Source organism: Butyricicoccus sp. AF35-5AC, from assembly GCF_003477715.1.
GTDB classification, from domain to species: Bacteria; Bacillota; Clostridia; order Oscillospirales; family Butyricicoccaceae; genus Agathobaculum; species Agathobaculum butyriciproducens.
Genome location: NZ_QUDX01000006.1, coordinates 22,621 through 36,229 on the forward strand (window position 1 = coordinate 22,621; position 13,609 = coordinate 36,229).

The following is a 13,609-nucleotide window of genomic DNA, read 5'->3' on the forward strand; positions in this document are numbered from 1 at the left end:
TCATACCCTCTCAAAGATAATCTGCTGCCGCAGATAAAGATTGGCAACGGCTAATGTCACTGGCTTGCTGCTCTGGCTGATTTTGACCATGCTGGCAATGTTGTCACTGGTGGTCGTTTCATCTCCGTAGAGGGAATCCAAAAGCGCACATTCATTGGGGAGGCGGGAAATATTTTTATCTATGCACTTGATGATCTCTGCAGTGGAGAGCAGGGCTTGTCCGGCAAGGCGCATGACCAGAGCTTCGTATTTGGTGCGTTTATCTTTCTGGAACAGTTTCCGCGCAGCGGATACCGGAACATGTGCCAGCAGCGTCAGCTTGACAAAAGAGGCGAGCCGGAGGAAGAACGGTCCGCTGGTTGGGATAATGCTGAGCGAACCAAGCAGGTCATACAAAGCATCGTATTCTGTTTCACCGCTGCCGGATACCAGAAGACCGCGGGTAAGCAGTCGGTTTGTACAGTCTTCCCAAGAACGCTCGGTACAGTAACCGGATGCGGTGGCTAGCTTTTCGTATTCTTGTGCGATGTCATCCCAGCGCAGGATTCTCCAGTTGAGCATGCTCCAAATCACCATTTCCTGCATATCGGCCATGTACTCCTGACCGCCTAACAGGATGATTGGACAACTGCGGTTGCAGCCGTTTGTCCTTCGTTCAAACCGGCCGACCGCAGTGTATAGGGTTTTGATTGCCATATTTCGATACCTCCTTCTTATACATATCCCTTACTGTTGCTGATGCTGATTTTCAACAGATCAAAGCAGGCAGGTTAAAAAGTCAGGGTCATTGCGAAGTTTTTCCAGGGAGCGGGAGATCCAGGCGCCCACATGGGAAGGAGGGACTTGATAGAGGGCGGCGATGTCTGTAATGCGCATTCCCTGAACCTTCAGCGCCAGTGCTTCGATGCCAAGTCTGGCAACGCCTTGATAGTTCTGTTTGCTGGCTTCCAGCAGATCAAGGGTCTCCAGACGAGAAAGGTGGGAGTCAAAATGGTCATCCGGCTGGTCTACCTGCTCTCCATCTGCGGCCAGCTCGCCCTGTTCTCCGATGATCAGCCGACTGACGTGCCGCCCCTGACTACAGATTTTTCGGCAGTAGGAGAGGAGTCCATTTTTCACAACCTTTTTGGCGTAGGTTGAAAACTGCGCCTGTCCGGCATGGTAGGTAAAAGCGGCCTTGCAGAGCCACAGGCATCCTTCCTGAAACAGATCTCCATACTCCAGACCACAGATGCCGGGATTTACATGGATGTTGTTGACAATGACCCAGTGAACGATGGATAGGTTTTTTTCTACCAGTGTCTGCTGGTCTTTGGTAAGCTTAAAGTTTTGCTTCATCAGGCTTCACCTCCGTTCAGGCAGCACGCCCGGATGTGTACGCCGGAGCCTGCTGACAGAGGGAAATGACTTGCTCGCACATATATTCGGAAAACTGGCCGATGTGGGTCTGGTGTGCATCCAGCCCCAGTTTGGCTTGTAGCCAGATATAGACCTCCCATTTTTCCATATGGCAGTCCTGCTGCAGTTTTTTTAGGGCACGATGGGCCAGAATGCGTTTGTGGCGCAGATCGCCATTCGCCAGTGTCCCCATGGGGAGCAATGTGCGCTCATGAGCACTGACATAGGCATTGCAGGCCGGCCATCTGTCGCAGACATACAGGAATTTTCCTCTGGTCTGTGGAGTAGATCCATACACAAGGCTTGCAGGCCGAAGAGAAGCGTGAGCATGACAATAAGGACATTTGATTTGCTTTTGTTTCAATAAAATCACCTCCATTACGCGCCGATGACGGCGGCATTGCGTCTTAACAGGCAGAATCATCCGAAGTAGGTATCCCGGTCTGGGCATAGCTGTAAAAACGGACATACATGGTCCGAAGAGGTATGCCATTCCAGAAACTTGGTATAAGCAGTCCGGAACGAGCGGCACTCCAGAATTGCAGAGCATTCTTCGGGGGCCACTGCTTCTCCACTCAGCTTCCGTACTGTCTGGACGGACAGAAAGATCGGCTGACAGCTTGCGTCTGCTGCCATCAGGAACCCCTCACAGGATGCCTGCCGGATCATTGGACAAAGTGAACCACTGCAGCGGATGAACAGGGCGTTACGCCAGTTACCCCGGACTGCCTGCAGAAAGGAATAGAACTGACACGGTTTTTGATTCATGCTTTCACCTCCGTTATTCGTTATCTGCAAATAAAAAAGGGGGCCAGCTGCAGAAGTTCTGCAAACTGGCCCCTGATTTGGTGCTTAGGAGAACAGACTTTCAATCTCCTCAGTGATGCGGGGGATGACCGTATCGTTGAAGATGAGGGTCAGAGCCGCTAGGAGCAGCGCACCCAAAACTACGGCGATAATGATCTTGACGGCGTCCGAAATGTAAAAATCGCCGCGCTGATTGGACAATGCCATACGGCCGCGGTTGAGCAGATAGTTGGCTTTGGTATAGATACGGGTCGTGAATTTTCTCATGGGTAACCTCCTGTTATATGTTTGATGATTGAGTGGATAGGTATATCAAGTCCACCGTCTGTTAAGCGCGGCGGATAGGCTTGATCCGATTGTTTTTGTTGGAACGGGGCCGGTTCGGATATGCTTTAGGCCGCTGGAACAGCAAGCAACGAAAGCGGCGTTTTTTGGTGCCGGTATCATTCGGCGGATAAAATTTCTTTTTGGGCATAGACATTCTCCTGTAAAAAATGAAGCCGGGCTGATGAAACAGTCCGGCTCAGTTCAGATGAAAAGAAATGATGTGCCTGCCGCTATGGAAAATCGCTTGGGTACAAACGCTCACCTCCCTGTGTATCTGTCTTCCATATGAGGAGCAGGTATGAAAACGCCTGGAAGTACCGTGGCGGATGCCGATTAGCCAAAGAACGCCCCGAGCGAACTCATAACCTCGGTACAGAGCACCACCAGGTAGATGATCATAATACAAATCAGCATCATCATAGAGTAACGCTGGATCTTTTTGGGACGTTTGGCAGCTTCCTTTTTCAGATTGTTCTGCTCGATCTGACGCATATCGAAGGTAATCATTTTGAAGTACATCCGCTGGTCATCACCGCGCAGGACACCAATCAGGCCACGGATCACATCGGACAGCATGGGGCTGCCAATGCGGGTTTCAAATCGAATGAGGGCATTTTCATAGTTGCCGGTCTTCATATCAGCAATGGTCTGATCCAGTTCGGCGCCGAAGTCTTTCCCAGCTACACGGCGGTAGGAAGTCAGAATTTTAAGTACATCCCTGTCATTTTCAAGGCTCTGGCCGACGGTCAAAGCAAATCGGGGAATCTCGCCCTCGATCAGCTTGCGGCGCTTTTTAACAAAATCAAAGGCTGCATAGTAGGTTGAAAACCACAGTGCCACCGCAAGACCAATCAAAATAGGCACCAGCAGCGGAATAAGAAATGCCATGGGGATGGCACACAGGCCGACTGCCCCTGCAGTTACCCAGGCTCTGGCCGTATAGACCTCTGGGGTAAGCTGCAGACCTGCAATGTCCAGAGCGCGTTGTACCTTATTGCGCTTGAGCCGGTCCAGCCGCAAATAAGGGGCGATCCAACCGGCGATTTTTGTCACATAGACATCAAGCAGCTTTTCGTTTTTGGTGCCCTGCTGTTTGCGGGAGAGCATCATCATTTGTGAGGTCTTCTTGGTCGGGATGTCCACAAAGGCGCAGGTCAGGTTGTAGACAGCAAAACCGAAGAAGATGATGGCGATGAGCGCCAGAAAAGTCATACGCTATCACCTCCATATTCGATGGGCTTGCTCAGTTTCATAATCTGGGTCAGCGCAAACAGGATGATGGCTGCACAGATCGCCAGTGCAATTTTGCCCGGTGTGGTGAAGATAAGGGTGTGGAACCAATCCTCATTCAAGAAATAGAGCAGCGGCACATTGGCGATAACCAGAAATATCATGGTGATGGCTTCACGCCGCGGCCCTTGCATCATTGCCTCCAGTTCCGACTGCACCACACGCACATCGGAGAATTTCTGGTTGATGGTAGGAAGGGTATTCTTCATACTGCGGTCGGACTGGCACTGGATGAGGGTGCCGCACCATTCATGGAAGACCCGGTTGGGAATCTTCATCTTCAGGCTGTTGATAGCGCTGGTGATGTTGGCATTGATCAGTTCCGCTTCATAAACGAAGGCTTCAAAGTTGGCTTTTACCGGCTCATTGATATAGGGCAGGTTTTCCTTGACAGAACGGATCAGATCCTCGGTGCGCAGGTAGGAAGTCGTGATGATGGAAATAGCGGTTTCCAGTTCTTCATTCAGGTGCTTTTTATAGCTGGCGGCAGTGCTGCGCAGATACCAGATTGGTATAAGGGAAAAACCGATACCCAGAATGGGCACCATGTACACATTCCCAATCAAAAGGGCAAGTACAGCCCCCACAGCGAACAGGATCAGAGACAGTCGTTTTATTGCCTCATAGCGGTCCGCCCGTCCGGTGCCCTTCAAGATCTGTTTCAGTTCGTAATCCTGATTAAAAAAGCCCTTGGCTGGTGTGCCCAGAAGAACATTCAGTTCATCCGACAAGGTGGCGGATTTTCGCTGGGAGCGGAAGAGGGCATCAATAAAATCACCCGGCTTCACACCAAACAGAGCCAAAAGCCCAGCACTGATCAGGATAAAACAGATAAGATAGATCCATTGCAATTACCCCACCTCCTTTGGCGGCTGCATGAATTCGTCCAATTCCTTGTTGGAAATGCCATTGTCCAATAGCCTTTTCTTTAAGGAATCGGAGATCAAGCCGATTTTTTTATGGTGCCCCACCACACGGGTTTCACCACGGTCATCAGTTACATTGTCTTCCACTTCATATTTGTATAGGGAATGGGCGATCAGCCGCCCGTCCTGGTAGTCCTCGCCCTCGATGATTTCCATGATCTTACGGGAACGGTCCTCCAGCTGCTTGGTAAAGACGATGATGGGATACGCCTCTACCATGATCTGCATGAGGATGGAGTCATCCATGTTGTACTTGCGTTTGGCAAGGGTCATCATCCTGCGGTAAGTACTGTTGCAGGAGTTGGAGTGGATAGTGGTACATACAGTATGGCCGGTACGGGAACTTTCGGCTGCGGACAGGCTTTCTGCCGCTGACCGCATTTCACCTACACCGATGACATCTGGATGCTTACGCAGCACCCGCTCCAGAAGAAAATCCTGATTGATGTTCAACGCAGGGTTCTCGCTGGGGCGGGTCAGCAGATGTACTACGGAATTAAGGATATTGCCCTGCGCATCCCGCTTGACCAGATCAAATTCGCGGCTGCCTTCTTCAATGGTAATAAGGCGCCGGTTATTGGGCACATTGGACAGCAGCCAGGCCATGATCGTGGTTTTGCCGGAGCCGGTGGAGCCGGCAATGCAGACGGACACCCCATATCGGATACAGGCAGTCAGAAAGTGAAGCATTTCAGCAGTGGCACTGCCGGAGTTCAGCAGTTTTTCTTCACTGACGGTCTGCTGGTTGACAATACGGATGGAGGCATTGACGCCTACATCCGCATCCACAATGGGAGTTTTATCCACCGAAATACGGATGTTCTTGTCCAGAAATCCCACAATGCTGGGCATGGTGTCATCAATGACCATGCCGCAGGCGTTGAGCATCCTGCGGATCACATCGATGGCGTGCTGGGGCGAACTGAATTTATCAGGGATCTTGATGCTACGCCCACTGGATTCGATCACTTCAATGTCGTTGTAGGCGTTGATGTTGACCTCCTCAACACCGGGCTTATAGATCCATTTCTTCAAAAAGGAGTAGCCGGCCATGTCTTCATAGAGCTTGGAACACAGTTCTTTTGTAGAGAGCCCGTCAAGGGCATACTTTCGCTTGACAATGTAGTGTTCCATCAGTTCTTTGAGCAGACTTGTGGCACGCTCTGCATTGCCTTCCCCAGCTTCGGCAATGGTGGAGGCATGGTTTTCGGCAAAATACCGCTGTACATCCTCTAGTACCTGGTCATAGGTCAGCTCCTGATTGGCGGCCGGTGTGAAGAATATATCATTCAAATTACTCATCGGCATCCTCCTCACATTCATACGCCGCATCATCCTCTGACTGCTCGGCCAGTTCCATTTGCTCCAGAATTTCCAGTACCTTGTTCAGTGAAGCAGTGTATTTGGGGTTACAGTAGGTGATAGCCTTGAACATACCGCCTTCGGTAGCACAGCGGTCGATCTCCTTACTGTAGGGAAGCAGGCCGTCAAACCCGCCAATGATATAGCCCATTTCATCCAAGGCGTGGAAGGGGCGTGCCAGACCGGCGAATGTCATATGCTCAGAAAACCGGAAGCGCTCGTCCACAAGCAGAGGTTGATGGGCTTTCAGGTAGTTGATGCCCTTTAGGTCCGGGGTGAGGATACGGATGACCACATCGCCGGCTTCAATAGCGGCGGGAGTGAACACATTGGTCATGCTGGTGCTGCAGTCCAGAATGACGAAATCTACCAGTTTGGCGGCAGCATGAATGAGCTGCAGTACCATAGTATATTTGACCTCTGGGTAGCTCAGCGGGTTTTCTCCTGCCGCATAGCCCATCATCCCAATGAAGGGATAGTTTTTCAGCACTGTCACATGACTGGCAACCAGAGATGTGTCAATCTCCACACTGCTCAAAACCTGGCCGATAGAGGTATTGGTCTGGATGATCTGTTCCGGCAGCCAGACCGGCAGCATAGGGACATTCATATCGGCATTGATAATGATGGCTTTCCGCTTGTCCCGGGTCAAGGCTTTGGCCAGAATACAGCAGAACATGGATTTGCCGCTGCCGGGGCTTCCCCAGACGGTGATAACTTTACCCATAACGAAGATCCTCCTTCCTTGATTTGATTATTCTGCCGAGGGTGCAGTTTCATTAGTGGATTGTGCAGACTCTGCAGTTTCCGTTTCCTGGGGTTCACTTTCAGCGTCAGAATTTTCCGCATCTGCAGCTTCTTCCTCAATCAAAGTTTCGGGGAAGTAGATTTCCTGCAGAGTCTTATCCTGCTCGGCAAGCAGCTCATCTGCCAGTTTGTCATTGTTGCGGGAGATAAGAGCCACATGAGCTACGCCGTCATTTTCAAGACCGGTAATGATCTTCGCCTGTTCAGGGCTTGCCAGCACAGTGATGGTGGCTGACTGCTGCTTTTCTTCATCCTCCGTGGGCTCCTTGGCATTATCCACATTGATGCCGTCTGAGTCTGTGACGGACAATACTTTGACAAAACGCAGTTCCGGTACTTCGGCCGCCGTATCAAGAAAGTGGTAAATACGGATGATGTCACCGGGCTGAAGCTTGTCAGAGAGGCCGGAAGCAAGTGTTTTAACGGTCAGCGAGATAGCAACCTTACCGGAAGGGATGCTGTTGAGCGCCACATCGGACGAAACCGGTACAGAGCTGATCTTGCTGGTAAGGATATAGTCACCCACAGCCAAGTCGGCGGTAGCGTAAAGACCATTTACATCGGAGAGCTGATGGGCGATGTTGGAGGGGAGGTTATAGCCGCCTACCTCAACCACCTCGGCATTTTCTGACGAGATTTGCTCGCCTTTCAATACCGGCTGGGTGATACGGACGATTTCCTCTTTTCCATTGGTCTGACGGGCGATGGTTGGAAGTGCCACAAAGGCGATAACTGCCGCCAACAGCAGAGAGAGGATACCGAAGATGAATCGGTTATTCAGTTTCATAAGCGTTGTCTCCTATCTTAAAAATAGTTGGGCCAGGGTCGCTGTACAGCAGCCACAGGCGAGAAATGGCAGGAACGGGATAGCAAGGGGCTGCCCAGTTCGATAAAGCCGCCTGAGAAGAAAGATCACAGGCATTGCGATAACAGCGGCAGTCAGAAAGACCAGCGCCATGCCGGAAGGGCCATAGACCAGCCCTAATATCCCGCAGAACTTGATATCCCCGCCGCCCAGACCGGTGCCGTTTGTTGCCAGTGCAGCTGCCAATGGAATACAAAAGCCGAGCAGGGCACCTACCAGGGCATGGGTAGCGACCGGCCAGAGGAAGAGCGGCGGGAGCCCATGATTTAACAGGAAATACCCCTGCAGGACCGGCGCCAGGGCAGCTAAGGGGATAAAAAAGACGAGTGCCCGGTCAGGCACCCGTCTGTAAAGCACATCGTAGACAGCAAAGCCGGCCACCACAAAAAATATGGTAAGCAGGTAAGCTGTCCAGAGGTTATTCTCGATTGGTATACCAGTCATCATAAAGGCTCCCTTGGATCGAAACATAGTCATTTAGGTTGATGGATAACATGCCGTCAGGAGTCCAGGTATCCCACACCTGTGTATAGATGGTGTAGTCGGTGGCATCGGGGAACCACAGCGGTGTGAAATGCACTGTCCGGTCATAGGTGGAAAATTCGTTGGGCTTGAAGATGAATTTTGCACTTTGGCCGCCGGAACGCTGCAGAAGCCGCAGATAGGTCTGATACTGGAACTCAGGAAATACGGAAAAAGCAGTTTGGGGATAAGTAATGTGGCTGGTCGGGGCATCTGTGGACAGCGTTGCCCGCACTTCGGTTTTAACGCCGTACCCGCTTTTCATCGTCTTGCCGGATGCTGTGGGTACAATATCGTCTGGCATTAGGGACATCTCGCCGCTGATGGAAGCGGAGTAGCCCGTATATTCGTATTCCCAATATCCTTCATCAACCCAGTGCCCGCCATCTTCACCGTGGTCGCACCATACCCATACAGGCACCCAGTAGCAGCTCCAGACGCCCCAGTTGGCAGTGAGCTTCTGCGTTTCACTGGGCAGGGGCGGCACAGAGTAGCCGGGATTCGTGTCGGTTGCCACAGGGTCAGGTGGAATGTGCTCATTCAGATCCACGATTTTTGCGACAAAGGTATCCTGAGCGGTATAGGCGCCGCTGACAGATACCGTAATGGTCACGGTCTGTGGGGTAGAGGGGGTATGCCATTTGACCCAGACTACCTGGCTGTCACCGGCTGGGATCACTATATCATTGACCCGGTAGGTGGTGCCGAGAATATGGAAGGTAACCGATGCCGGATTATCTGGCGTCAAATCCTGATCTGTCCGCAGTGTGACGGCGGTGATCACATCCGTATCTACTCGGTATTCGACATCAGGGGTCTCAATTTCTCCTTCCGGCGGAGCTTCATCAAACCAGACAATACCAACGCCAAGGGTGCTGATGATGTCGGAATTGTTCTGCTTTCCAGTGGTGCTGCCTGTCCAGGCGGAGATGCCAAGGTCGCTGAATTCCAGGAACATTGACAGCGGCAGATTTTTATGGGTAAGCGAGGTCATGGTTTTCCGCAGATTGCCGCCGGACATCTGATCATACAGGCCGGCTTCAGTAGCTGTCATACAGTAATACTGGCCGTTGTGCGTGAAATAGGCAATGGGCTCGATCAGCAGCTTGTACTCGCCGGCAATCATCCGCTCATAATCGACTCCGGCTGCCTGAGCGAGCATCATGCACGCATATTCAGAACAGAAATACCGTTTGATGGCTTCGATGTTGCTCTGCCCCTTGCTGCTGACGATTGTGGGCATAGACTGTGTAGGTCTAATGCAGGAATAGGCAGCGCCGGACTGGAGGGACAGGCCGGCGCCGCCCAGGTATTGCAGTTTGTTGACTTTCCCAAAATGGAGAAGACTGGTCTTCTGCGTCCGGTTTGAAAAGTCTAGCGGAGAAGATACGGCAGTTCCGCTGGATGCGTCAACAACAGTAATGCGGACGCCATCGTTGCCTGAGTTCCAGAAGTTGCTGCTTGTGCCGTGACCCATGCTGCCACCGCCGCCATCTATGTTTCCATTTCCGCCCGTTGCAAAGGCAGAGGAGGGGAATAGACAGAAAACAAGGGTAAAGCAGCATAGGAAGGCGAGAAGTCGTTTCAAATACATCACGCTCCATTCCTTTTGAAAATAGGAAGGCCGCCACAATCCTGTGACGGCCAAGTAGTGCCATATTCAGTTGTAGTAAATCAGCCCATATTGCCGACCTGTTTGTTCAGATCCCCATCGCTGTCACCGGTGGACTGCTGTACATTGCCGGGAACAACCCAGCCAAACACCGGATCGTATATAGCTCCATTTCCATTGCTGGAGCCTGGAGCCGGTTCAGTGCTGGGCGGCGTTTGCTCGGCGGGCGGGGTAGTAACCTCCGGAACTGACGGGTCGGGATTGATGGTATGCTCCTGACCAGGATCTTTGATTTCGGTCTTACCTTCCGGCACCGGAGGAGGCGTTTCTTCAAACTTTTCAGTATCGGTGAAGTCGATCACAACCTCATCCTCCGTTTGGGAGGTTACTTTGGGATATTCTTCTTCGGCATCTGTGGACTGGCCGGGAGCATAAGCATCTGCTCCATTATCACCATCTGTCTGTGTGCCACCATCTGACCAATCGCCGGTGACGCTGCTGGGTGGGGATTCATCCGGTCTAAAATCTCCGGTACGGTCGCGGCTTACGAACCAGCAGACACCCAGAATAGTGACGCAGAGGAGAGCCAGCGAGGAAACAATAAAGCCTTTGGATTGGAAAAACTTCTTCATATTTTACATACACTCCTTTTTTGCTGTTATATAAAGCCTATACGGTAGAATGTGCCGGGCTTTCAACAGTATTGTTAGAATTTTGTGTTGTGGTAGCCTGTCAGCTCCACCCGTTGGGTGATAGCCGGATAGCTGTGGCCGAACATCTGCACATAGAACTCCACGTCACAGTAAAAGATGTACTCAACCCGTCCATCCTCTACATTGAACTCCAGACTGATGTCGGAAACCTTGTAATCCTCCGTTGAAAGCGGAATCTTGGAGTCCAGGCCGCCTGCCACTGTAGCCTCCAGCATGTCGGTATAGTCACTGCTGGAGTAAAGGGTATTTAGGTACTCTTCAAAGTTGGTTTCACGCTGGGAACGGTAGGTATCTGCATAAATCGTGCCGCTAAGGTTATTTAACTCCATTTTAGCGCCGTTGCGGATGTTGATGCAGGTGATCCGGATGGAAGCGTACAGGAGCAGGAAGGAAATCAGCATCACGATACCTACCACAAAAAAGCAGGCGAAAAAGGTGATCTCGCCCCGTTCGTTTCGCAGCGGCTGTTTCAGCCGCAGGAATATGCGTTTCATAGGTCACCTCACTTCCAGTAGTGCTCACTGACGCCGCTGCCACGGGCAACCACTGTGATGTTTACCAAGTCAAAATTCCAGAACCCGCCCAGTTTGGCATCTCCCTCGATGGTAATGAAGAAGGGGGTGCCCAACTGGATGGCATTTGTCATACCGGATGGCCTGGGTGATGTGTAGGTAGCGTCAATGGAGTAGGAAATATTTTCGGCTCCTTCGATCTGAGAACTCAAAAATTCAAACAGCTCATCGGTCTCGCCGTTGACGCCGCCGGAAAGCTGGATCTGTTTGACCATCTGATCGGCGGCATGGTCAAGTTCCTGCTTGGTGGAAATGATGCTGAACAGGTCAATAATGAAGGCCAGCAGCAGGACAGCGATGAAGATGAAGACCACCGTACTGAAATAGTTGGCCTCGCCCCGCTCGTTGTTCAGCACTTTCCGGGCTTTTTGAAAGAGAATAGAAACCACCACCTTTACTGAAATTGAAAACAGCCGCTCCAAACCGGAGCGGCTGCTATGCAAAGTTTTGACTGTACCAAGTATAACAGATATGGATTTACGGCGAAAGGGCAGGACTGTGCCAATGTAGAGACAATTTTGTGCCAACCATGTTTCTTTGAAACATTACAGCAGTGATTCCACCAGCTGATGGATGTCGGTAAATGGATTGACAGCAATTCCAAACGGTTTGCTGCTGTCATTTTGAAGATGGTATTGCTCTACACGTTTGGCGTTCTGAATCGCAATGGCTGTATGTTCTGCTAACTGGGTATATACATCGCCAGCTTTCTCATAATCAGGGAGATAAGTGGTCAATGCGTTTTTCACTGCGGGGTAGTCTTTGAAAAATTTGGTGGTGTACTGGAAATGCAACAGATACCAAAATTCAAAGCAGGGATTAGAGAGTGCAATCTGAATCCCCTTCGCATCTGCCATTTTCCTTGCCTTGGAGAGCAGACTGTCCTTTGCAGTGATGGGGTCAGGGTTGTTGTAGTTCACATCGCCGTCTGCAACTACCCATACAGAGTCTCCCTCTGATACGGAAATCTGATTTTTGTTCTGATATTCCACGGCTTTCCTGATCAGGCTGAGGTAATCAGTTTCACCTCCGCTGGTACGGCTGCCGACCACACGAATATCAATGTTTGTCTGACGGTTGCGGTAGTGTTCAAAATACTTAGGCTCAGTTTGAGAGCCCTCCGTCACAATCAGAATGACAGGCTTTATTTTTCTGCGTCGCTGTCCACGCTTTTCAATTTTTCCACGTGCCATTTTACAGCCCTCCCTTGATAAAGGGGATCGCACCATAACGGCCAATCAGATAGCCCTTCTCCACCTTGGCATCCTTGCGGATGGAAAAATCGTAAAGGGAGAACAGATCGGTAGCCGCTGTTTGCTCGTCTTTTTCGGTAAACCAAATCTGATCTCTCCTCAGCACATCCAGGTCAAGAAGATTGGTGTTGTGTGATGTGAAAATCAACTGGGCTCCATTTGGATTGAACTCCACGCTGTTAAAAAGCGAGACCAGATGCTTTGTCAGAAGAGGATGCAGATGAGCGTCCATCTCGTCAGCGACAAGAAGCGTTCCTTCATCCAGCACCTTTTTTACAACACCGATCAGTTTGAAATAACTGTTGGTGCCATCAGATTCCTCTGCCATGTTCAGCGCGTAGGAAGAAGTATTTCCCTCTGTATCCTGTACCGTGTGAATGGCCTCAATATTGGTAAAGATATCATTACGCTGAGAAGGAGCGGGTTCTGCATCACGCATCTGAAGGGACTGTATGCCAAAATCTGCAACACGCAGCATAGAGGCGATCACATGCCGGTAGTCATCATCTTTGAGTTGTTCTGCTTCAAGGCCGTAGGCGTCTGCAACAGAATTTTTCGTGATGATCTGGCAGGAAGCAAACCATTCCAGAACCGGAATCACTTTGGAATAGCTCCAGTTTGATGCGACAGACAGATAGAGCTTGTTGGCCGAAGTGCGATCCTTGAGAGTGTTTTGTTCATCGATATCAACGGTAAAGCGAAAATCTTTTGTGTCTTTTCGCTCAAAAATGAGTGCCTGCCTGCCATTGGGATAGTAATACAGATATTCTTCGATAACAGCTTTGTCTGTTACAGAAAAGCCATACGCATATCGGATGCCATTTGTGGTGAAGATGACCTCAAAGCTGCTGGGGCGAGAGGGTGTTTCCCGGTCAAACTTGAACGGCGAACGCTCAATGGTTTTGTGGAGCTGCTGGTTATGCGAAGTCAGCACATAATTTACCATGAACCAAAACGCATTCAAGACATTGGACTTTCCGGAAGCATTGGCGCCGTAAATCACGGCAGACTTCAAATGCTTTTTGTTTCCGTCCACAATCAGGTGCTCTGGATGTTCGTTATCCTTACTGGCAAGCAGGGATAACACGACATTATCTTTGATAGAGAGAAAGTTCTCTACACTAAATTGAATCAGCATAAAACAACCTCCTAAAT

18 protein-coding genes are annotated in these 13,609 nt (G+C 50.6%); all 18 read right to left on the minus strand.

Features of this window, described 5'->3' with window-relative positions; translation table 11 throughout:
* Complete coding sequence (locus DWZ82_RS09035; protein ID WP_118480310.1) at positions 1 to 696, minus strand: hypothetical protein; 696 nt, start codon at positions 694 to 696, stop codon at positions 1 to 3.
* A 60-nt stretch (positions 697 to 756) separates the two neighbouring features.
* Positions 757 to 1,338, minus strand: coding sequence for a sigma-70 family RNA polymerase sigma factor (locus DWZ82_RS09040; RefSeq protein WP_118480312.1), 582 nt, complete (start codon positions 1,336 to 1,338; stop codon positions 757 to 759).
* Between the two features lie 16 nt (positions 1,339 to 1,354).
* Positions 1,355 to 1,771: a zinc-finger-containing protein gene (locus DWZ82_RS09045; RefSeq protein WP_238117715.1), complete on the minus strand. Its 417-nt coding sequence runs from the start codon at positions 1,769 to 1,771 to the stop codon at positions 1,355 to 1,357.
* Between the two features lie 47 nt (positions 1,772 to 1,818).
* On the minus strand, positions 1,819 to 2,166 hold the full coding sequence (locus DWZ82_RS09050; RefSeq protein ID WP_118480314.1) for a hypothetical protein: 348 nt from the start codon (positions 2,164 to 2,166) through the stop codon (positions 1,819 to 1,821).
* 84 nt (positions 2,167 to 2,250) lie between these two features.
* Positions 2,251 to 2,472, minus strand: coding sequence for a DUF6133 family protein (locus tag DWZ82_RS09055; protein ID WP_003499639.1), 222 nt, complete (start codon positions 2,470 to 2,472; stop codon positions 2,251 to 2,253).
* Positions 2,473 to 2,533: 61 nt separating this feature from the next.
* A complete protein-coding gene (locus tag DWZ82_RS15380; RefSeq protein WP_199667444.1) occupies positions 2,534 to 2,680 on the minus strand; it encodes a hypothetical protein in 147 nt (48 codons plus the stop codon).
* Between the two features lie 185 nt (positions 2,681 to 2,865).
* Positions 2,866 to 3,744: a hypothetical protein gene (locus tag DWZ82_RS09060; protein WP_050624192.1), complete on the minus strand. Its 879-nt coding sequence runs from the start codon at positions 3,742 to 3,744 to the stop codon at positions 2,866 to 2,868.
* A complete protein-coding gene (locus DWZ82_RS09065) occupies positions 3,741 to 4,673 on the minus strand; it encodes a type II secretion system F family protein (protein WP_118024167.1) in 933 nt (310 codons plus the stop codon). The genes DWZ82_RS09060 and DWZ82_RS09065 overlap by 4 nt, the downstream gene beginning before the upstream one ends.
* A complete protein-coding gene (locus DWZ82_RS09070; RefSeq protein ID WP_118024166.1) occupies positions 4,674 to 6,050 on the minus strand; it encodes a CpaF/VirB11 family protein in 1,377 nt (458 codons plus the stop codon). It lies immediately after the preceding gene.
* Entirely contained in the window at positions 6,043 to 6,837 is a 795-nt protein-coding gene (locus DWZ82_RS09075) for a hypothetical protein (RefSeq protein ID WP_003499635.1), read from the minus strand. The genes DWZ82_RS09070 and DWZ82_RS09075 overlap by 8 nt, the downstream gene beginning before the upstream one ends.
* A 27-nt stretch (positions 6,838 to 6,864) precedes the next feature.
* Positions 6,865 to 7,704 (minus strand): Flp pilus assembly protein CpaB, encoded by an 840-nt coding sequence (cpaB, locus tag DWZ82_RS09080; RefSeq protein ID WP_118024165.1) that lies wholly within the window; start codon positions 7,702 to 7,704, stop codon positions 6,865 to 6,867.
* 12 nt (positions 7,705 to 7,716) lie between these two features.
* Positions 7,717 to 8,229, minus strand: coding sequence for a prepilin peptidase (locus DWZ82_RS09085; protein WP_118480316.1), 513 nt, complete (start codon positions 8,227 to 8,229; stop codon positions 7,717 to 7,719).
* Complete coding sequence (locus DWZ82_RS09090) at positions 8,201 to 9,898, minus strand: hypothetical protein (protein ID WP_118480318.1); 1,698 nt, start codon at positions 9,896 to 9,898, stop codon at positions 8,201 to 8,203. Before DWZ82_RS09090 ends, DWZ82_RS09085 begins: the two co-directional genes overlap by 29 nt.
* Before the next feature lie 80 nt (positions 9,899 to 9,978).
* Positions 9,979 to 10,548: a DUF6550 family protein gene (locus tag DWZ82_RS09095; protein ID WP_118480320.1), complete on the minus strand. Its 570-nt coding sequence runs from the start codon at positions 10,546 to 10,548 to the stop codon at positions 9,979 to 9,981.
* 74 nt (positions 10,549 to 10,622) lie between these two features.
* Positions 10,623 to 11,123: a hypothetical protein gene (locus DWZ82_RS09100; RefSeq protein WP_118480322.1), complete on the minus strand. Its 501-nt coding sequence runs from the start codon at positions 11,121 to 11,123 to the stop codon at positions 10,623 to 10,625.
* An 8-nt stretch (positions 11,124 to 11,131) separates the two neighbouring features.
* Complete coding sequence (locus DWZ82_RS09105) at positions 11,132 to 11,623, minus strand: DUF4320 family protein (RefSeq protein ID WP_243167434.1); 492 nt, start codon at positions 11,621 to 11,623, stop codon at positions 11,132 to 11,134.
* A 123-nt stretch (positions 11,624 to 11,746) separates the two neighbouring features.
* Positions 11,747 to 12,394, minus strand: a complete 648-nt coding sequence (locus DWZ82_RS09110) for an RloB family protein (RefSeq protein WP_118480324.1) — start codon at positions 12,392 to 12,394, stop codon at positions 11,747 to 11,749.
* Between the two features lies 1 nt (position 12,395).
* A complete protein-coding gene (locus tag DWZ82_RS09115; protein WP_118480326.1) occupies positions 12,396 to 13,592 on the minus strand; it encodes an AAA family ATPase in 1,197 nt (398 codons plus the stop codon).
* Positions 13,593 to 13,609: the final 17 nt, after the last annotated feature.

Excerpts from the sequence above, each read along its gene's own strand:
- DWZ82_RS09035 (WP_118480310.1), bottom strand. The coding sequence starts at position 696 with ATGGCAATCAAAACCCTATACACTGCGGTCGGCCGGTTTGAACGAAGG.
- DWZ82_RS09040 (WP_118480312.1), bottom strand. The coding sequence starts at position 1,338 with ATGAAGCAAAACTTTAAGCTTACCAAAGACCAGCAGACACTGGTAGAA.
- DWZ82_RS09050 (WP_118480314.1), bottom strand. The coding sequence starts at position 2,166 with ATGAATCAAAAACCGTGTCAGTTCTATTCCTTTCTGCAGGCAGTCCGG.
- DWZ82_RS09055 (WP_003499639.1), bottom strand. The coding sequence starts at position 2,472 with ATGAGAAAATTCACGACCCGTATCTATACCAAAGCCAACTATCTGCTC.
- DWZ82_RS15380 (WP_199667444.1), bottom strand. The coding sequence starts at position 2,680 with ATGCCCAAAAAGAAATTTTATCCGCCGAATGATACCGGCACCAAAAAA.
- DWZ82_RS09060 (WP_050624192.1), bottom strand. The coding sequence starts at position 3,744 with ATGACTTTTCTGGCGCTCATCGCCATCATCTTCTTCGGTTTTGCTGTC.
- DWZ82_RS09070 (WP_118024166.1), bottom strand. The coding sequence starts at position 6,050 with ATGAGTAATTTGAATGATATATTCTTCACACCGGCCGCCAATCAGGAG.
- DWZ82_RS09075 (WP_003499635.1), bottom strand. The coding sequence starts at position 6,837 with ATGGGTAAAGTTATCACCGTCTGGGGAAGCCCCGGCAGCGGCAAATCC.
- cpaB (WP_118024165.1), bottom strand. The coding sequence starts at position 7,704 with ATGAAACTGAATAACCGATTCATCTTCGGTATCCTCTCTCTGCTGTTG.
- DWZ82_RS09085 (WP_118480316.1), bottom strand. The coding sequence starts at position 8,229 with ATGATGACTGGTATACCAATCGAGAATAACCTCTGGACAGCTTACCTG.
- DWZ82_RS09090 (WP_118480318.1), bottom strand. The coding sequence starts at position 9,898 with ATGTATTTGAAACGACTTCTCGCCTTCCTATGCTGCTTTACCCTTGTT.
- DWZ82_RS09095 (WP_118480320.1), bottom strand. The coding sequence starts at position 10,548 with ATGAAGAAGTTTTTCCAATCCAAAGGCTTTATTGTTTCCTCGCTGGCT.
- DWZ82_RS09100 (WP_118480322.1), bottom strand. The coding sequence starts at position 11,123 with ATGAAACGCATATTCCTGCGGCTGAAACAGCCGCTGCGAAACGAACGG.
- DWZ82_RS09110 (WP_118480324.1), bottom strand. The coding sequence starts at position 12,394 with ATGGCACGTGGAAAAATTGAAAAGCGTGGACAGCGACGCAGAAAAATA.
- DWZ82_RS09115 (WP_118480326.1), bottom strand. The coding sequence starts at position 13,592 with ATGCTGATTCAATTTAGTGTAGAGAACTTTCTCTCTATCAAAGATAAT.